This window comes from Psychrobacter okhotskensis (assembly GCF_013248965.1).
Lineage (GTDB): Bacteria > Pseudomonadota > Gammaproteobacteria > Pseudomonadales > Moraxellaceae > Psychrobacter > Psychrobacter okhotskensis.
Window position 1 is genome coordinate 94,621 of record NZ_JABRVQ010000006.1, and the last position, 16,685, is coordinate 111,305.

At 44.5% G+C, this 16,685-nt stretch carries 10 protein-coding genes; 5 read left to right on the forward strand and 5 right to left on the reverse strand.

Going from position 1 to position 16,685, the window contains the following annotated elements:
* Window positions 1-171: 171 nt before the first annotated feature.
* The 4 genes from glmM to cysS all read right to left on the reverse strand — a co-directional run bounded on the left by glmM (window position 172) and on the right by cysS (window position 7,220).
* Window positions 172-1,539 (reverse strand): phosphoglucosamine mutase, encoded by a 1,368-nt coding sequence (gene glmM, locus HQR03_RS04800; protein WP_173239338.1) that lies wholly within the window; start codon window positions 1,537-1,539, stop codon window positions 172-174.
* A gap of 196 nt (window positions 1,540-1,735) precedes the next feature.
* Window positions 1,736-3,208, reverse strand: a complete 1,473-nt coding sequence (gene guaB, locus HQR03_RS04805) for an IMP dehydrogenase (RefSeq protein WP_101212703.1) — start codon at window positions 3,206-3,208, stop codon at window positions 1,736-1,738.
* Window positions 3,209-3,611: 403 nt separating this feature from the next.
* Complete coding sequence (locus HQR03_RS04810) at window positions 3,612-5,618, reverse strand: mechanosensitive ion channel family protein (RefSeq protein WP_173239339.1); 2,007 nt, start codon at window positions 5,616-5,618, stop codon at window positions 3,612-3,614.
* Between the two features lie 141 nt (window positions 5,619-5,759).
* Window positions 5,760-7,220, reverse strand: a complete 1,461-nt coding sequence (cysS, locus tag HQR03_RS04815) for a cysteine--tRNA ligase (protein WP_173239340.1) — start codon at window positions 7,218-7,220, stop codon at window positions 5,760-5,762.
* A 232-nt stretch (window positions 7,221-7,452) separates the two neighbouring features.
* On the opposite strand from cysS, the gene HQR03_RS04820 reads away from it, so the two are divergent.
* A complete protein-coding gene (locus HQR03_RS04820; protein WP_025650684.1) occupies window positions 7,453-8,091 on the forward strand; it encodes a cob(I)yrinic acid a,c-diamide adenosyltransferase in 639 nt (212 codons plus the stop codon).
* A gap of 148 nt (window positions 8,092-8,239) precedes the next feature.
* Here the strand turns inward: HQR03_RS04820 and HQR03_RS04825 are convergent, their stop codons facing one another.
* A complete protein-coding gene (locus tag HQR03_RS04825; protein ID WP_173239341.1) occupies window positions 8,240-9,220 on the reverse strand; it encodes a hypothetical protein in 981 nt (326 codons plus the stop codon).
* A gap of 427 nt (window positions 9,221-9,647) precedes the next feature.
* Here HQR03_RS04825 and HQR03_RS04830 point away from each other — a divergent pair, with 427 nt between their 5' ends.
* The 4 genes from HQR03_RS04830 (at window position 9,648) to HQR03_RS04845 (ending at window position 16,522) form a co-directional block, all read left to right on the forward strand.
* The gene (locus HQR03_RS04830; protein WP_173239342.1) at window positions 9,648-10,376 is read left to right on the forward strand and encodes a glycerophosphodiester phosphodiesterase; all 729 of its coding nucleotides are present in this window, start codon (window positions 9,648-9,650) and stop codon (window positions 10,374-10,376) included.
* A gap of 302 nt (window positions 10,377-10,678) precedes the next feature.
* Complete coding sequence (locus HQR03_RS04835; RefSeq protein ID WP_173239343.1) at window positions 10,679-12,076, forward strand: acyl-CoA desaturase; 1,398 nt, start codon at window positions 10,679-10,681, stop codon at window positions 12,074-12,076.
* Between the two features lie 282 nt (window positions 12,077-12,358).
* Window positions 12,359-13,825, forward strand: a complete 1,467-nt coding sequence (locus tag HQR03_RS04840; protein ID WP_173239344.1) for a protein adenylyltransferase SelO — start codon at window positions 12,359-12,361, stop codon at window positions 13,823-13,825.
* A 354-nt stretch (window positions 13,826-14,179) separates the two neighbouring features.
* Entirely contained in the window at window positions 14,180-16,522 is a 2,343-nt protein-coding gene (locus HQR03_RS04845; protein WP_173239345.1) for an NADP-dependent malic enzyme, read from the forward strand.
* Window positions 16,523-16,685: the final 163 nt, after the last annotated feature.

The following is a 16,685-nucleotide window of genomic DNA, read 5'->3' on the forward strand; positions in this document are numbered from 1 at the left end:
TAAGGCGTGTCCTCATTTCAAAAATGCTGATAAAAATGAGATAAATTGCCGTCAAACGAGAAAAATAGCGCAGATAATATTGGGATATTAACCAGCTATTTGACGATGTTTGGCAAGATTTAGCCATTTTTAGTCCATTTAGATGACTATCGAGTGAATTGAAGACACGCCCTAGCCCAATACCGCCTTAATCTGCTCAGCTAAGTCATTGGCCATCACATCACACTCTATCTCATCGTCTGACTCGACCATCACTCGAATCATTGGCTCGGTACCCGATTGACGAATCAATAGACGACCACGACCTTCTAGAGTGGCACGGGCTTTATCAAAAGCGGCGACCAGCTCTTCATGCTCAAAAGGATCTTGCATGGTAGACAAGCGCACATTGACCAGTTTTTGTGGCAAAATTTCAAAGCCTTCCATGAGGTCACTCAAGGCTTTATTCTGTGCTTGCATAACGGCCAATACTTGCAAGCTTGCGATAATCGCATCACCGGTACGACTTTTGTCTAAGCACAATATATGCCCAGATGGTTCACCGCCTAGTATCCAGTCATGAGCGGCAAGCTCTTGCATGACATAACGGTCACCTACCTTAGCCCGAGTAAAGGCAATACCGGCCTCTTTTAGTGCCAACTCCAGCCCCATGTTAGTCATGAGCGTACCAACCACTCCCACTGCAGGCGTCTTTCCCTGAGTGGCAAGCACGTATAAAATGCCATCGCCATCAACTAAATTACCTGCCTCATCAACCATCACGATACGATCGCCGTCACCATCTAAGGCGATACCAACATCTGCTTCGTGCTCAAGCACTGCTTTTTGTAAACTCTCCGGATGGGTCGAGCCGCAGTCAGCATTAATATTGATACCATCCGGCGTATTATTGATAGCAATCACGTTGGCACCCAGCTCACGCATGACTCTTGGGGCGACGCTGTAGCCTGCACCATTGGCACAGTCGACCACGATGGTCAGATGATCTAAGTCATACTGATAAGGGAAACTGCCTTTACAAAACTCAATATAGCGACCTTTAGCATCGTCAATACGGTTATTTTTACCCAATTTTGCAGGATCAAGAATAGGCATGAGCACATCGCCACTATTAGAGTCACTCATGATAGCTTTTAACTTATCATTAATCGCTGCTTGCATCTCATCGGTGAGTTTTTTGCCGTCAGCTGAAAAAAACTTGATGCCGTTGTCATAGTATGGATTGTGCGATGCTGAGATTACGACGCCTGCATCCGCATGGAAACTACGGGTTAGATGCGCGATAGCAGGTGTTGGCAATGGGCCAAGCATATGCACGTCGACTCCAGCTGCGTTAAAGCCGGCCTGTAGTGCTCCCTCGATGACGTAGCCTGATAGACGAGTGTCTTTGCCAATCACCACGCTCGGTTTACGGCTAGGATTGTCATTTTTTTCTATGAGCACCAGTCCAGTCACATAACCTAACTTCAAAATAAAATCAGGGGTAATCGGCAACTCACCAAATTTTCCGCGAATACCATCAGTGCCAAAGTAGCTCATTATAAATGTTCCTCAAGTCTAAAAATGAAACGCCAGACGTGCGCGTAGGCAAGGCAATAACCAGTATATTCTATTTGTGTATTTTACAAAAAAAACAGCCAACAATGACGGGGCATTGTTGGCTGTTTGTATCTTGATGTCACTATCCTACTGTCTGTCAGCAATTATCAACGTCAGTAGGACTACAGAATATGAATTAATCTACTCGATAGTTCGGGGCTTCTTTGGTGATTTGCACATCGTGAACATGCGACTCTTTCATCCCCGCAGACGTCACCTTAATGAACTGTGGTTTGGTACGCATATCTTCGATAGTCGCACAGCCAGTATAGCCCATTGATGAGCGTAAACCACCAACCAACTGATTGACGATGCCTGCCACTGGTCCTTTATAAGGAACGCGACCTTCGATACCTTCTGGAACCAGCTTTTCTACCCCATCTTTGGCATCTTGGAAATAGCGATCTGATGAGCCGTTTTGACCTGACATCGCACCTAAGCTACCCATACCGCGATACGCTTTATAATAACGACCTTGGAATAGCTCAACTTCGCCTGGCGCTTCTTCGGTACCAGCCATTAGTGAGCCGACCATGATACATGAAGCACCGGCCGCGATAGCTTTTGCCATATCACCTGAGAAGCGAATACCACCATCAGCAATCAATGGAATACTGTCTTTCAGGGCGCTGGCTACATTATCAATGGCCGAGATTTGTGGCACACCAATACCCGCGATAATACGGGTGGTACAGATAGAACCAGGGCCAATACCGACTTTTACTGCATCAGCGCCCGCATCACGTAATGCTAGAGCGGCATCACCGGTTGCGATGTTGCCACCGATGACTTGTACGTGAGGGAAGTTTTTCTTGATCCAAGAGACTTTTTCAATCACGCCTTTTGAATGTCCATGGGCGGTATCGACCACGATAACATCGACGTCAGCGGCGATTAAGGCTTCAACGCGCGCTTGCGTATCTGCGCCAGTGCCGACAGCAGCGCCAACCCGTAGGCGACCTTGCTCATCTTTACACGCATTTGGATTATTCTCAGCTTTGGCAAAGTCATTGACCGTAATCAAACCGCGCAGACGAAAGTCTTCATCAATCACGATCACTTTTTCGATACGGTGCTCATGCAGCAATTTTTTGATATTTTCATTGCTTTCACCTTCTTGCACGGTGACTAGCTGCTCTTTTGGCGTCATGATATGGCTAACTGGTAACGACAAATTGGTCTCAAAACGCCAGTCACGATGGGTCACGATACCAACGACTTTATCAGTACCCTTCTCTACCACTGGTACACCTGAAATATTATTGTCTTGAGTCAATCTTAATAATTCACCAATCGTCATTTCAGGGTGAACGGTAATAGGATCAACCACGGTTCCTGCTTCGAATTTTTTGACGCGGCGTACTTGCGTGGCCTGCTTATCGATATCCATGCTTTTATGCAAGATACCCAAACCACCTAGCTGTGCCATGGTAATAGCCATTTCAGATTCGGTGACCGTGTCCATAGCAGCCGAGATTAATGGCAAATTCAGTGTGATACTTTTGGTCAGACGCGTGGACAGATCAGCAGATTTTGGCAGGATTTCAGAGTAGGCTGGTAACAATAAAACGTCATCAAAGGTAAAGGCTTCATCGACAATTCGTAACATACAGACCCCTAGTGGTGGTTATTTTGATGGGTGGGATTTTCGCATTAAGACAATCAATCAAGATCACCATTATGACTTTACGACGTTCAACCCTTATTTATGAAAGGCTTTGAATCATAGAGCTTTAGATAATAAGCAATGTACCAGTTGTTATTTGTCATTAGATATTTTTTATCAGTAAACAAAGACACTGGAAAACAGCTATTGATTTATCAGTGGTAAGAAGACACAAATACTGCAACCTCTTATCTTTAATCGCTCAGTTATCCCTTAAAAATAACGCCATATTATAACAAATAAACAAGCAAATCGCATGCTTATTTGTTAGCTTATTTTAACATCAATAGTTTGTCTGTTTTTGCCACTTTGCTTGCTGTCCACTATACCTATTGACCGTTCCAACTTATACGCTAGTGTCTTTAAATATCAAGCGCTCAGCGGGGAGATAAGCTTGCTGTTCAGCATATAAATAACTTAACATCTGCTCGCGTACCTGACACTCCAACCGCCAAGCGTTGATAGGACTATCAGACGCTTGGCTACAGCGTAATTTTATGGTGTTTTCGGACACGGATACTGTATACATTTCAGGCTCAGTTTCACCGTCCCATAAGTCGTTCGCTTTGACCAGCTTGATATATTGTTGCCTGATTGCTTCGATATCAGCGCCATAGTCGACGTAGAGGTAAATCACACAGGTTTGATGCGAGTCTGTATGCGACCAATTCTCTACGATTTCAGTGACGAAGTGGCGCATTGGAATAATCAACCGGCGCTCATCCCAAGTCTGCAGAACCGCATAGGTATAGCCCAAATCCTCTATCGTCGTCCACTCACCTTCCATCATGACCGTATCACCAATACGCACTGGCTGAGTGATGGCAACCTGCATACCAGCAATGACATTACCCAATATCGGCTGAGCGGCGATACCGATAACGGCACCAGCAATACCTGCGGAAGTCAGCAAGGTCTTACCCAATCCTTGAATATTGGTGAACTCACTGAGGCCAATCCAAATACTACCAAGGATCATGACGAAGATAAAAATGCGGCGAAATATAGAAACGTAAGTACGGCGACGACGACCTTTATCAAATTGCTCGTCGCCTAAATTCTCAATCTGCAAATCTTTGTAGCGATTGGCAAAAAAATTAATCGCTCGAATACCCAGCCACAACGCGCTAAAGACCAATCCCACCCAAATAATTGGACGAGTTGATGACGCGACCGCGTCTAAGTAAGGAAAACCGCCCGATACTAAAGTAAATACCGATGAAAAACTGATGAAAAAGGTCAGCGGTACCGTCAGCTTATTGACCAAATCTTCCACGCTATTATGGTGAACCGTACTCAGCCGATTGCCTTCTTTATCTTTGACATACCAATTAAGAAGCTTGCCAGCGGCGGTACTTAATAGCCAACCTACTCCCATAGTAAAAGAGAAGAAAATAAATAACGCTAAAAACTCCCAGATAGCGATACTAAATAACTGTAATTTTGTCCATGTTGGTAAGTAACGTTCGAATTTTGCGGGATGGTATTGTTCATAAAGGTTGTCAATATTGCCAACCGTTTGGGCAGAAAATATCCAAAAAGGCGCACTGTCATCAATGCGCACACGCTCTAAATATATCGGTACGCGACGTTCACGATAATCGATATAGCCAAGCTGAATAGAGCGTCTGGGTATCCCTTGAATACTGTTGGTGCTACCAAGCGGCGGCTCAATCAAGCCATCAGGACGATCTGGCAATTCATCAAACACATACAGCTTCTTTTCAACCAACAAAAAATCAAGTTGTTTGGCCAGATCTATCGCCCGATTACGCTGCAACTTGCTATCAATCAAATTCATATTGAGCGCATAAGCCGCCAAATCATACTGCTGCTTCATGACGGCTGACTGAAAAAACTCTAATGTGGCCAGCGGCGTGGATAAGTTCGGTGGTTCAGCTAACGGCGGCAATCCTGCATTTAGCTTGTTTAAGGAATAATAGCTTTCGTTATAATCACCAGTGAGACCAGTATCTCCTTGCAGTATGCCTGCCTGCTGCACGGCATCCTTGTCTAAAGGATTGAAGGTTTCTTCTGCAATATCTGAGACACTAATGCCGTCTTGTTTGAATTGATCAATTTTCTGCGCTGTATAATCTATCAGGTTTTCTGGCTTTGCCATCTCAGTATTTTTTGTAGTGTCTTGCCTATCAACTGTTGTATCGCTACTGGTTGCCGCATAGGCAGGAAGATAAAACACACTACATACCATGACGAGCATGCTGAGTAAAAGTGTCAGTCTACTATGATGACGCATAGCATTGTCATCGATACCAAAATCTTCAATGGCATCAGATTTATGATTGACGTTTTTAACTGGTGTATTATTTAGAGAATGAAAGGAATTTTGCATACGAAAAGTCTTGGCCTCAGTGTATTTCTAACCTAATGCAGTCTACAAAAAAAAGCCAGCGCAATGCTGACTTAATTTATTAGTTAACGTATTTCATTACTGACAGCATCTATATTAAGCACAGCATTATTAAGCACAGCATTAGGCACGGCGCCAAGTCGTGCCAGCTCGGCTATCTTCAAGCTCGATGCCCGCCTCTTTTAATTGCTCACGCACCTCATCGGCACGCGCAAAGTTTTTATTGGCTTTAGCCTCTGCACGCTCAATGATTAGACCATCAATAGCCGCATCGCTTAAACCATTATCCGCTTGATCGCCAATGACTGCTTGTAGGAACTGTGACACTGGTTGCTGCAAGATATTTAGTACCTGTGCCAAGGCTCTGAGCTGCTGCGCCCATTGCCAAGCACTCTCTAAATCTTCAGCTTTGATGGCTTTATTAATATCACGTGCCAGCCCGAACAAGACACTAATCGCCGTTGAACTATTAAAATCATCATTCATGGCTTTGATAAAATCTTGTCCAGCAGGGCTGCTGTAAGCGTCATTTATCAACGCATCATTGATTGTCAATTCTTCGCCTTTTTGCTGTTCAGCCAGCTTTAAGGCATTATAAAGTCTGCTTAGGCTGTTATGAGCCTCATCTAATGCCGTATCCGAAAAGTTCACTTGGCTACGGTAATGGCTGGATAATAAAAAGAAGCGCAGCGTTTCAGGATGAAAATGTGCAATAACATCACGAATTGTGGAAAAATTACCCAATGACTTAGACATTTTTTCGCCATCGACATTGATAAAGCCCACGTGCATCCAGTTACGTGAATACTCGCAGCCAGTCGCTGCTTCAGATTGAGCAATCTCGTTTTCATGGTGTGGAAATTGTAAATCATGACCACCGCCATGGATATCAAAGGTATTGCCTAGGCACTTGGTCGACATCGCCGAGCATTCAATATGCCAACCTGGACGTCCTTGACCCCACGGTGATGCCCATTGCGGCTCATGAGGTTTAGCCGCTTTCCATAGGACAAAATCAAACGGGTTGCGTTTGTCGTTTTCGACATCAACGCGCGAGCCTGCCTGCATATCATCGAGATTACGTTTTGATAACTTACCATAATCTGCAAAGCTATCTACAGCATAATAGACATCGCCGTTATCGCCAGCATACGCATAATCGCCGGTAACTAACGTCTCAATCATTTGTTGCATCTCATCGATATGGTCAGTCGCACGCGGCTCGGTATTAGGCGTCAAGCAGCCAAGGGCTGAGAAGTCCTCATGCATTGCTTTAATAAAGCGCTCAGTCAATGCACTGATAGCCTCGCCGTTTTCATTCGCGCGCGCGATGATTTTGTCATCAATATCGGTGATATTGCGCACATAATTAACGTCATAACCTATTTGTGTTAGCCAACGTACTGCCATATCAAAGCCAATCATCATCCGCGCATGACCAATATGACAATAATCATAAACGGTCATGCCGCACACATACATACCTACTTGCCCGGCTTTAAGTGGTACAAACTGACGTTTACCGCCCGTCAGTGAATCATAAATGGCAAGCTGAGACATCGCATCGGCAAGAGGTGTGGTCATGGTATAAAAGCCTTTTAATTAGAACAAGATAGATAAATTGAGATGACGATAAAATATGAGTATCGTACTATTAGCCACTAACCGCGACTAATAAGATTATAAACTTGAAAGTTACCGCTTTATAAACGCTTTATAAAACTTAACCCATTATCTTAGCGAAATCGGCTGGAAAATACTACAATGAGCGCGCAACTAACCCTATTCAATGATAAAAACCGTTAAGGATGTAGAAATGGCCAATCGCTTAAGCAAAATATATACGCGCACCGGAGATGATGGTAGCACCGGTATGGCAGATGGCAGTCGCGTAAGTAAAGCCGACAATTTATTTAGCGTAATGGGCGATATCGATGAGCTCAACTCACACATCGGCTTGGTACGGGCACACTTAACACAAGCTACTGATAATGAAAACGCAAACCAACAACATCTGCCTGAACGCTTACAACAGCAAAAAGAGTTAGACTTTGCTCAAGCCTTGGTCATAATTCAGCATTTATTATTTAATATCGGCGGTGAGCTGGCCATGCCAGAATATGAAGGCGTTAATGCCAGCCATATTGAATGGCTAGAACAACAAATTGATGCGATGAACACAACTCTGCCACCGCTCAAGGACTTTATCTTGCCGACAGGCTCACTATTGGTCAGTCAACTACACGTCGCGCGTACGGTTTGCCGCCGCGCTGAGCGCCAAGCGGTACTATTGCAGCAAGAGCGTCCAGCAGCGATTCGCAGTACTGCCGTTAGCTTTATCAATCGCTTGTCTGATTGGTTGTTCGTTGCCGCGCGTTTTTGTACCGACCCTGCCCAAGTCTCTGAGGTGCTGTGGGACAATCAAGTCTTGCAAGATTTTGCTAATGATAAATAGTCACCCATAGCATAAAGGCAAATGATGTAGTTTTACTATAGCAATCCCACCTTATCCAAAAAGGTTAGTTCTATAAAAAAGCCCACTACGTTAATGTAGCGGGCTTTTTTATAGTTGTATCACGTAGCAACTGCTGCGTTTTTATGACTTAATAAGTAGCACTGTCATCTTCAATGATGACCATATCAATGCTCTCATCATTAGGTACTAATTTTGGCGAGGTTTGGGTTGCCGGTTTTTTGGTGTCAGTGCTTGGCGCTGCTTGATTATTTTCTGTAGCACTGCTCTGACTGTTATTTTGGCTACTACTTGGATTGTTAATGGTCGGTGGCGTAGCAGGCTCAGCTGGACGAACAGGGGCCGTCGGCGTCACAGTTCTTGGCTGACGGGTTGGCGCTGATTGATTGTTGTTATTATTGTTCTGTGCAGTGTCACGGCGACGCTCAGCCTGTTGAGCGGCACGCTGGGAACGTTGCTCATCAACTGCTGACTTAAATGCAGATCCTGCCATCACATCTGCCACCACAGTCAATAATGCCGGTTGTCCAGCAATACGGGTACGAACTTGACCACCTTGAGTACCAACGACATAAGTAAAGGCGTCGTCAACGAGCATATTATTATTGATACGAATATTGTTTTGCGCTAAGCGAGACTGCAAGCTTGGCTGGTTACCGGCCGCTTGTACTTGACTGGCCTGATACAAATCTTCGCTTGGCAGAGTCATGCTAACGCTTGCCTGACAAGTGGTCATGCCGTTGTTATTGGCTTCTTGTAAGATCGCTGCATTTTGTACGTCAATGACAATACCATTGATTTTGTCAGTGACAACACCACTATTTAGACTGATTTCTGCCTCATTGGCATAATTGGCAGCCAACGTTTGAGCCTGCTGATTGAGCGTGTTTTTTAGCGCGGATTTCAAGCGGTCTTGTACCATCGGATCATCACAACTGACGGCAGGCGTGATGACATTATCGTCAACTGCTGGCTGTTCTACTGTTGCCTCTGTCGTCTCAGCGTTATCGTCTTTATCTGAGCGATCACAACCTGTCACGGCCAAACCACATATCAGACTAATACCGGCGACGTGCTGCCATTTGATCCACTTGCTTTTTGTTGCGCTCATACTCAATTTGCTCCCAATTTACTAATTCTTACCGTCAGCGATGGACAGTATTTGACATTCAGATCGCAACACTTGCCGCGATAGATTTGAAAATCACATTATTATACGGTGTTTAAATGAGATGGTCATTAGTGTGACCCCTTGCTGTACAAATAATGTCTTACATTGTGCCCAAAACCTATGTTTGGTTGCAAAAACATAACAAATACATACTTATATCATCGCTAAGAATATTTAAACAAGGGCTTAATTCTAGCGGAAACTTGCAACAAACTATTCCTGAAACAACTTTCAAATATTAGCTTACTTTTCAATATCACAACCCTCTAAGACGGTATTTAATCCAAAACTATTTTGCAAATTTCGTTAGATTCTGTCGGTTGGACGCTATATCATTACTCGTAAAAATAGCCGACAGTTCCTCATTATGATAAATCTTAACAATACACTTTTACTCGGTCATCGCGGTGCGCGTGGTGAAGCAGTCGAGAATACCTTAGCAGGTTTTGAACACGCTCAACGTCTCAATCCTCAAGGTTTAGCAGGGGTTGAGTTTGATGTACAGTTGAGTGCGGATGAGCAATTAATCGTATTCCATGACGACAATCTACAACGCATGTGTGGTCAGCAATCGCGCATCGATCAATTAACGCTCGCTGAGATTCAGCGCTATCGTCAGGATAAACACCCACTTATTACTTTAGACCGCGCATATCAAGCATTGACCAATTTTAGCTATATAGAGCTTGAGATAAAGACTCATGAGCGTACCAATTACACGCAGTTGGTACATGCATTGACACATAATCTCCTTGACACCCCGATTGCTAGCTTACCTATTGTCCTGACTAGCTTTGATGTCGAATTACACGCGCGGCTGCAACGCAATAAAACCTTACAACATATTCTGCGTGGCTTACTGATTCGCACCCCTAAAACTTTGCTAAGCGCACCACAAACTGCCCTGCAACTTGGCTGCGTCCAGCTAGGTATTCACTATCCATTGCTGACTCAAGCAGTCATTAAGCACTGTCATCGTTATCACCTGCCAGTCAGCGCGTGGACCGTCAATGATAGCGAGACAATTAAACAGCTTATTACGTGGCAAGTCGACGTCATCATTACCGATTATCCAACCTATTTTCTCACGCGCTAAGTAAGTGAACTTCTTACCTATCTTTTTGTCATATTTCAAAAAACTTGCTTGAAAATGGCTTAAAAAAGCCAGCTAATTAATTGGCTCGATAGTCATTTGTACGTTTTTATCGCACACATATTTATCTTTTTACTTACACTTTCACTTAATTGCTGATAAGTAAGGGATTGTTTGGGTTAATCACTACCATAACTCCTACAAGTTATTGTTATTTAGCAATATTTTTCTAGTGTATGACTGTTCACTTTACTAGTCTTTTAGGGTAATATGGAGGCTGAAATTAATATCATTAGGAATATTACATGATTGCTAAAAAAGTAATAGGCTTACCACTTAAGGGCTTGCGTTTTGCCATGAAGTCGGGTGATACGCTTATACAGCATGCTGGCACTCAGGCGCTGCGCGTGAAGACGTGGCTTGATACTGGCAAAAGCAAAACTGATGAGGCTGCCGATACGCAGTTTGCGACGACGAGCGGTTATAAAGATGCCAATGCAGTCGCTAACTATGAAGGTATCGATCCGCTTGAGCTTGAATTTCAAAAGTCGCCCATCAATCTGGTTCCAGCGATTTTTCTGATTACAACGCCTATTGCTGCTGCCGTCATTACGCCATGGTACTTGATGACCCATCAAGTTAGTGCGCCGGTTTGGGGCGTGTTTGGTGCCTTTATGGTGTGGACCGGTATTAGTATCACTGCAGGCTATCACCGCCTATTGTCGCATCGCGCTTATAAAGCCCATCCCTTGGTAAAAAACTTCCTATTACTTGGCTCAACCCTTGCGGTTCAAGGCTCTGCTTTTGACTGGGTATCGGGCCACCGTACTCATCATCGTCATGTTGATGACCGCATGGAAGATCCTTATTCAGCAAGACGTGGTTTTTGGTTCAGTCATATCGGTTGGATGTTACGCAATTATCCTAGTGGTCGCTTTGATTATAAAAACATTCCTGATTTGACCAAAGATAAAGTGCTACAGATTCAGCATAAATACTATGGTTTATGGGTACTGGCTACCAACGTTGCGATGGTTGCGGCAGTTGGTTGGTTAATCGGTGACGTTTGGGGCACGCTCGTATTGGCAGGTCTACTGCGCTTGGTATTGACCCACCACTTTACTTTCTTTATCAACTCGTTATGCCACATGTTTGGTACGCGTCCTTATACGGATACCAATAGTGCGCGCGATAACTTTTTCCTTGCTATCTTTACGTGGGGTGAGGGTTATCATAACTATCATCACTTCTTCCAATACGACTATCGTAATGGCGTGAAATGGTGGCAATATGATCCAACTAAATGGCTTATCTTGGGCTTATCTAAACTTGGGTTAACCAGTGAATTACGTACGGTTGACGACACCACCATTAAGCATGCTGAAGTACAAATGCAGTTCAAAAAGGCTCAACAGCAGATTGATAGTGCCACTGCGAACGGACTTGATATTCCGCATGCGATGAAGAGTTTCCAAGATCGTATCAAGTTTGAATATGATGCCTTTACGCAAACGGTCGAAGAATGGCAAGCGCTAAAAGCCAAAACTATTGAGCTAAAAAAGACTGAGCTTGCTGACCGTTTGCATGAAGTTGAAGAGATGCTAAAGCACGACTATGCCAAAGTTGAGCAAAAAATACTGGCGCATAATAGCAATCTAAAAACGGCGTTTCGCTCTATTGGTCACAGCTCCAAAGCCGCTTAAGCGTTAACAGCAGACCCGTAATGTGATGTTAATGTGACTTTCTTATTTTTGCTTTTCTCCTTCCCTTTATCTGTAATAGATAGAGGGATTTTTTTGTTTAGCGTTTATTCACAGCACTTATTTATCTGCAAGGCGCATGAAATCGGACAGGATTAATTAGGCAAAATTTGAAGGTATAGATTACAAGAGATGGACAGAGTGAAACGCTGCAATGGTAAGGCTATGCTATAGTAAGTTACTCACTTTATAATTCGATTTTATCAGCCGATGGGAAAGCCTTCTATGCGCTATCAAAACACCTACGTCAATCTAGACACACGTCTCTATCACAAACAACCTCCTACACCGCTAGAAAATCCACGGATTGGTCACTTCAACCTGCAGGTGGCACAGCAATTGAGCTGGGCAGATGATGAGGATTTAATGGCGCGCTGGGTTGAGATACTCGGTGGTCAATACGTGCCAGCTGAGTTTCGACCGCTGTCGATGGCCTATGCCGGTCATCAGTTCGGGCAATGGGCAGGCCAATTGGGTGATGGGCGCGGCTTACTGATGGCACAAGTGCTCGATAATAATGATACGTTGCAAGACTTACATCTTAAAGGTATCGGCCTAACGCCTTATTCGCGGATGGGTGATGGGCGCGCCGTGTTACGCAGTACTATTCGCGAGTATTTATGTGGTCATGCCCTCACTCAGCTAGGTATCCCGTCTTCCAATGCCTTGGGTTTTGTGGTTTCAGATACTCGGGTACGTCGCGAGCGTGTGGAAGCAGGTGCGGCATTGATGCGGGTGGCTGACAGTCATATTCGCTTAGGTCATGTCGAGTGGATTGCCAGCTTCGCCCCTGATTTACTCAGTGAATTCACCGACTATATGATTGACACTTACTATCCAGAGTGCCGCCAAAGCGAGACACCAGTGCTGGCGTTTTTGACCGCAGTGGTTGAGCGCACCGCGCGGATGATTGCGGACTGGCAGCTGATCGGCTTCGCTCATGGTGTGATGAATACTGATAACTTATCCATTACAGGAAGTACTTTAGACTTTGGGCCGTTTGGCTTTATGGAGCGCTTCGATCCGGCGTGGATCAATAACCACTCTGACCATACTGGGCGTTACGCTTATCAGAATCAGCCTGCTATTGGACATTGGAATCTCAATACTTGGCTACCGCATTTTATGCGCCTAGAGGGAGTTACCCGCGACACGTTGGCTGACTGCTTAGCGCCTTACGAGGCGACCTTTATGCAGCACTACCAACAGGGACTGTGCCGTAAGCTCGGTCTGCCGCACGAAAAAGAAAGCTTAACCTTGGCCTTTGAGTGGCTTACCTTGCTCGAAGATAACTTACTCGATTATACCAATAGCTTCCGAGCATTATTGGCTCTCGTAGCGCCAGATGATTATTCTCATGAGCAGCAGCTACTGTCTACCCTGACGGCAGAGCTCACCGATGAAGCAAGTAAAGTTTGGCAAGATTGGTCGACGCGCTATTTGGCCCAATTACGATCAGTGTCTGTCAAACAAGCGCTCGATAGCATGCGAGAGAATAATCCCGTTTATGTGCTGCGTAATAGCATGGCTCAGCGTGCCATAACTGCTGCTGAACAAGGTCAATTTGAAGAAGTTAATCGGGTGTTCGAGCTACTCGCCGACCCTTATAATGTTCAAGATATCGCTATCGAACTGGATAGTAAGCCGCCTACGCCTCATGCACCGCAAATGCCCATTAGTTGTTCGTCTTAATAAGCCTGCTATACTGTAATATTTTGAAACATAATAGGAATGGGGTTGATATTTGACTCCAATCTTTGGCATTATCAACGGGCTAAATGATGAATATCATTTAATTATATTATTCGCATAATTCACAGCTGTTGACTAGGCAGTGAAATGCCAATAATGCTAGAATGACTATTTTGCAGGATTGCTTTTTTTCGCTGCTATCTAAGCGCCGATACTTATCTTTTGCCGATACTTATTTTTTTAGTGTGACTTTACCCTCTTCTCATCATATCTCATGGTTTTTTGAGGGTTAGGCGTTAGTTTTTTTTATCACCATTTAATCTATTCCAATTTATTCCAACCATGGCAATTATTATGAATGACGATATCACTTTGAATACGGATAACCCTACTACGGAAAAAGAGCAGTTTGAACAAGCTGCCCTCCATTATCATGAGTTCCCAAGGCCGGGTAAAATCTCAGTTACGCCTATCAAGCAATTGGCCAATCAACGTGATTTGGCACTCGCCTATTCACCAGGTGTTGCCATACCCTGTCTTGAAATTCAAAGAGACCCAGCCTTAGCTGCCAAATATACCGCGCGTAGCAACTTGGTCGGCGTCATCACCAACGGTACTGCCGTACTGGGTCTAGGTAATATCGGGCCATTGGCGTCAAAACCAGTGATGGAAGGTAAAGGCGTTCTATTCAAGAAGTTCGCGGGTATCGATGTTTTTGATATTGAAATTGCCCAAAACGATCCAGATAAGTTCATCGAAGCCGTTGCTTCTCTTGAGCCAACATTTGGTGGTATTAACTTAGAAGACATCAAAGCACCAGAATGCTTCAAAATCGAACGTGAATTGCGTAAACGCATGAACATTCCTGTATTCCATGACGATCAACATGGTACTTCAATCATTGTTGCCGCTGCCATGCTCAATGCGTTGATTATCACTGACAAAAAAATTGAAGATATCAAAGTCGTCTGTTCAGGTGCTGGCGCAGCAGCAATCTCTTGCTTAGATATTATTTGCGCACTTGGCGTCAATAAAGACAATATCATTGTCTCAGATTCGCGCGGTATCATTAGCACCAGCCGTGAAAACCTTGACGAAACAAAGCAACGCTACGCTCGTGACACGACCGCCACTACTATCGATGAAGTGATGGATGATGTCGATATGTTCCTAGGGCTATCCATGCCAGGAATTTTATCAGAAGATATGGTTCGTCGCATGGCAAAAGACCCTATTGTCTTTGCCCTTGCCAACCCGACACCAGAAATTATGCCAGAGTTGGCACATGCTGTGCGTCCAGACGTCATTATGGCAACTGGTCGCTCGGATTATCCAAACCAAGTCAACAATGCCTTATGTTTCCCTTACATCTTCCGTGGAGCATTAGACGTCGGTGCCACAACTGTCAATGAAGAGATGAAAGTTGCCTGTGTACGTGCGATTGCTGCCATGGCGCACGTTGAAGCGACACCGACCACCAATGTTAGAAACATCGAATCGATGAAAAGTTTTGGTCGTGACTACTTAATCCCAGGTCCACTAGAGCCAAACTTAATCATTGAAATCGCTTCTGCGGTTGCCAAAGCGGCGATGGATTCCGGTGTTGCCACGCTCCCTATCACAGATCTTGCGGCGTATCGTCAACGTCTGTCTGAGTTTGTCTATAACTCAGCCTTCGTCATGAAGCCTATTTTTGCTCGTGCCAAAGCCGCACCAAAACGCATTGTTTATTGTGAAGGCGAAGACAATAACATCTTACTTGCGGTTCAGGTCGTCGTCGACGAAGAGCTGGCGCAACCTATCTTGGTTGGTCGTCCTTCAGTTATCGAAGCCAATATCGAAAAACTGGGCTTGCGTCTAAAAGATGGCGTGAACATCACTATCGTCAATCAAGATGACGACCCACGCTATAAAGAGTACTGGCAGGGTTATTATGAGAAGAACAAGCGTAAAGGCGTTAGTATTGAACTTGCCCGCCGTGATGTTCGTCGCAAGACCACATTAATCGGCTCACTATTGGTCGAAAATGGCGATGCCGATGGTATGATATGTGGTACGTTTAGCCATTATCAATTGCATTTAGACTACGTACAAAGCGTCATTGGCAAAAAAGAAGGCGTCAAAGATTTTTATGCGATGAATGCCGTACTTATGCAAGATCGCAATATTTTTATCGCTGACACCTATATCCATGAAGATCCAACGGCTGAACAACTGGCTGAAATGACCGTTCTGGGCGTTAATCAATTACGCCGCTTTGGGATCACGCCACGTGTTGCGCTCGTATCACATTCTAACTTTGGTACCTCAAACCGTGCCAGCGCGGTCAAAATGCGTAAAGTGTATCAATTACTAACCGATATGAATGTTGATTTTGATTTTGAAGGCGAGATGCAAGGTGATGCTGCTTTGAACGAAGCGATTCGTCTAGAAGATATGCCATCAAGCCCATTAAAAGGTGCCGCAAACTTGCTTATCTTGCCAACGCTTGATTCAGCAAACATCGCCTTTAACCTGCTCAAAACAGCAACTGGTAGCGCCTCTATTGGTCCTATTTTGCTCGGTGCGAATAAACCAGTCCATATCCTAACGCCATCAGTTACCGCTCGTCGTGTGGTCAACATGACTGCGCTTGCCGTGACGGAAGCTCAAGATCTAGAGAATGAAGCTCAGGATTTAAAGGACGAAGCTCAATGATAGTATGAGTACACTATTGAGACCGTCGCTATAATTTATTTATCGCGACGGTCTGCTATACTAAAACCAGTCAACGCTTTTAATAAAGCATTGACTGGTTTTTTTTGCTCAGTACCACTTCTATTCATGCTATGAATGCCAATTGGGTCAATACCTAGGGAAT

What these genes read in the sequence shown, in the direction of transcription:
- glmM (WP_173239338.1), bottom strand. Translation starts at nt 1,539, where the DNA reads ATGAGCTACTTTGGCACTGATGGTATTCGCGGAAAATTTGGTGAGTTG.
- guaB (WP_101212703.1), bottom strand. Translation starts at nt 3,208, where the DNA reads ATGTTACGAATTGTCGATGAAGCCTTTACCTTTGATGACGTTTTATTG.
- HQR03_RS04810 (WP_173239339.1), bottom strand. Translation starts at nt 5,618, where the DNA reads ATGCAAAATTCCTTTCATTCTCTAAATAATACACCAGTTAAAAACGTC.
- cysS (WP_173239340.1), bottom strand. Translation starts at nt 7,220, where the DNA reads ATGACCACACCTCTTGCCGATGCGATGTCTCAGCTTGCCATTTATGAT.
- HQR03_RS04820 (WP_025650684.1), top strand. Translation starts at nt 7,453, where the DNA reads ATGGCCAATCGCTTAAGCAAAATATATACGCGCACCGGAGATGATGGT.
- HQR03_RS04825 (WP_173239341.1), bottom strand. Translation starts at nt 9,220, where the DNA reads ATGAGCGCAACAAAAAGCAAGTGGATCAAATGGCAGCACGTCGCCGGT.
- HQR03_RS04830 (WP_173239342.1), top strand. Translation starts at nt 9,648, where the DNA reads ATGATAAATCTTAACAATACACTTTTACTCGGTCATCGCGGTGCGCGT.
- HQR03_RS04835 (WP_173239343.1), top strand. Translation starts at nt 10,679, where the DNA reads ATGATTGCTAAAAAAGTAATAGGCTTACCACTTAAGGGCTTGCGTTTT.
- HQR03_RS04840 (WP_173239344.1), top strand. Translation starts at nt 12,359, where the DNA reads ATGCGCTATCAAAACACCTACGTCAATCTAGACACACGTCTCTATCAC.
- HQR03_RS04845 (WP_173239345.1), top strand. Translation starts at nt 14,180, where the DNA reads ATGAATGACGATATCACTTTGAATACGGATAACCCTACTACGGAAAAA.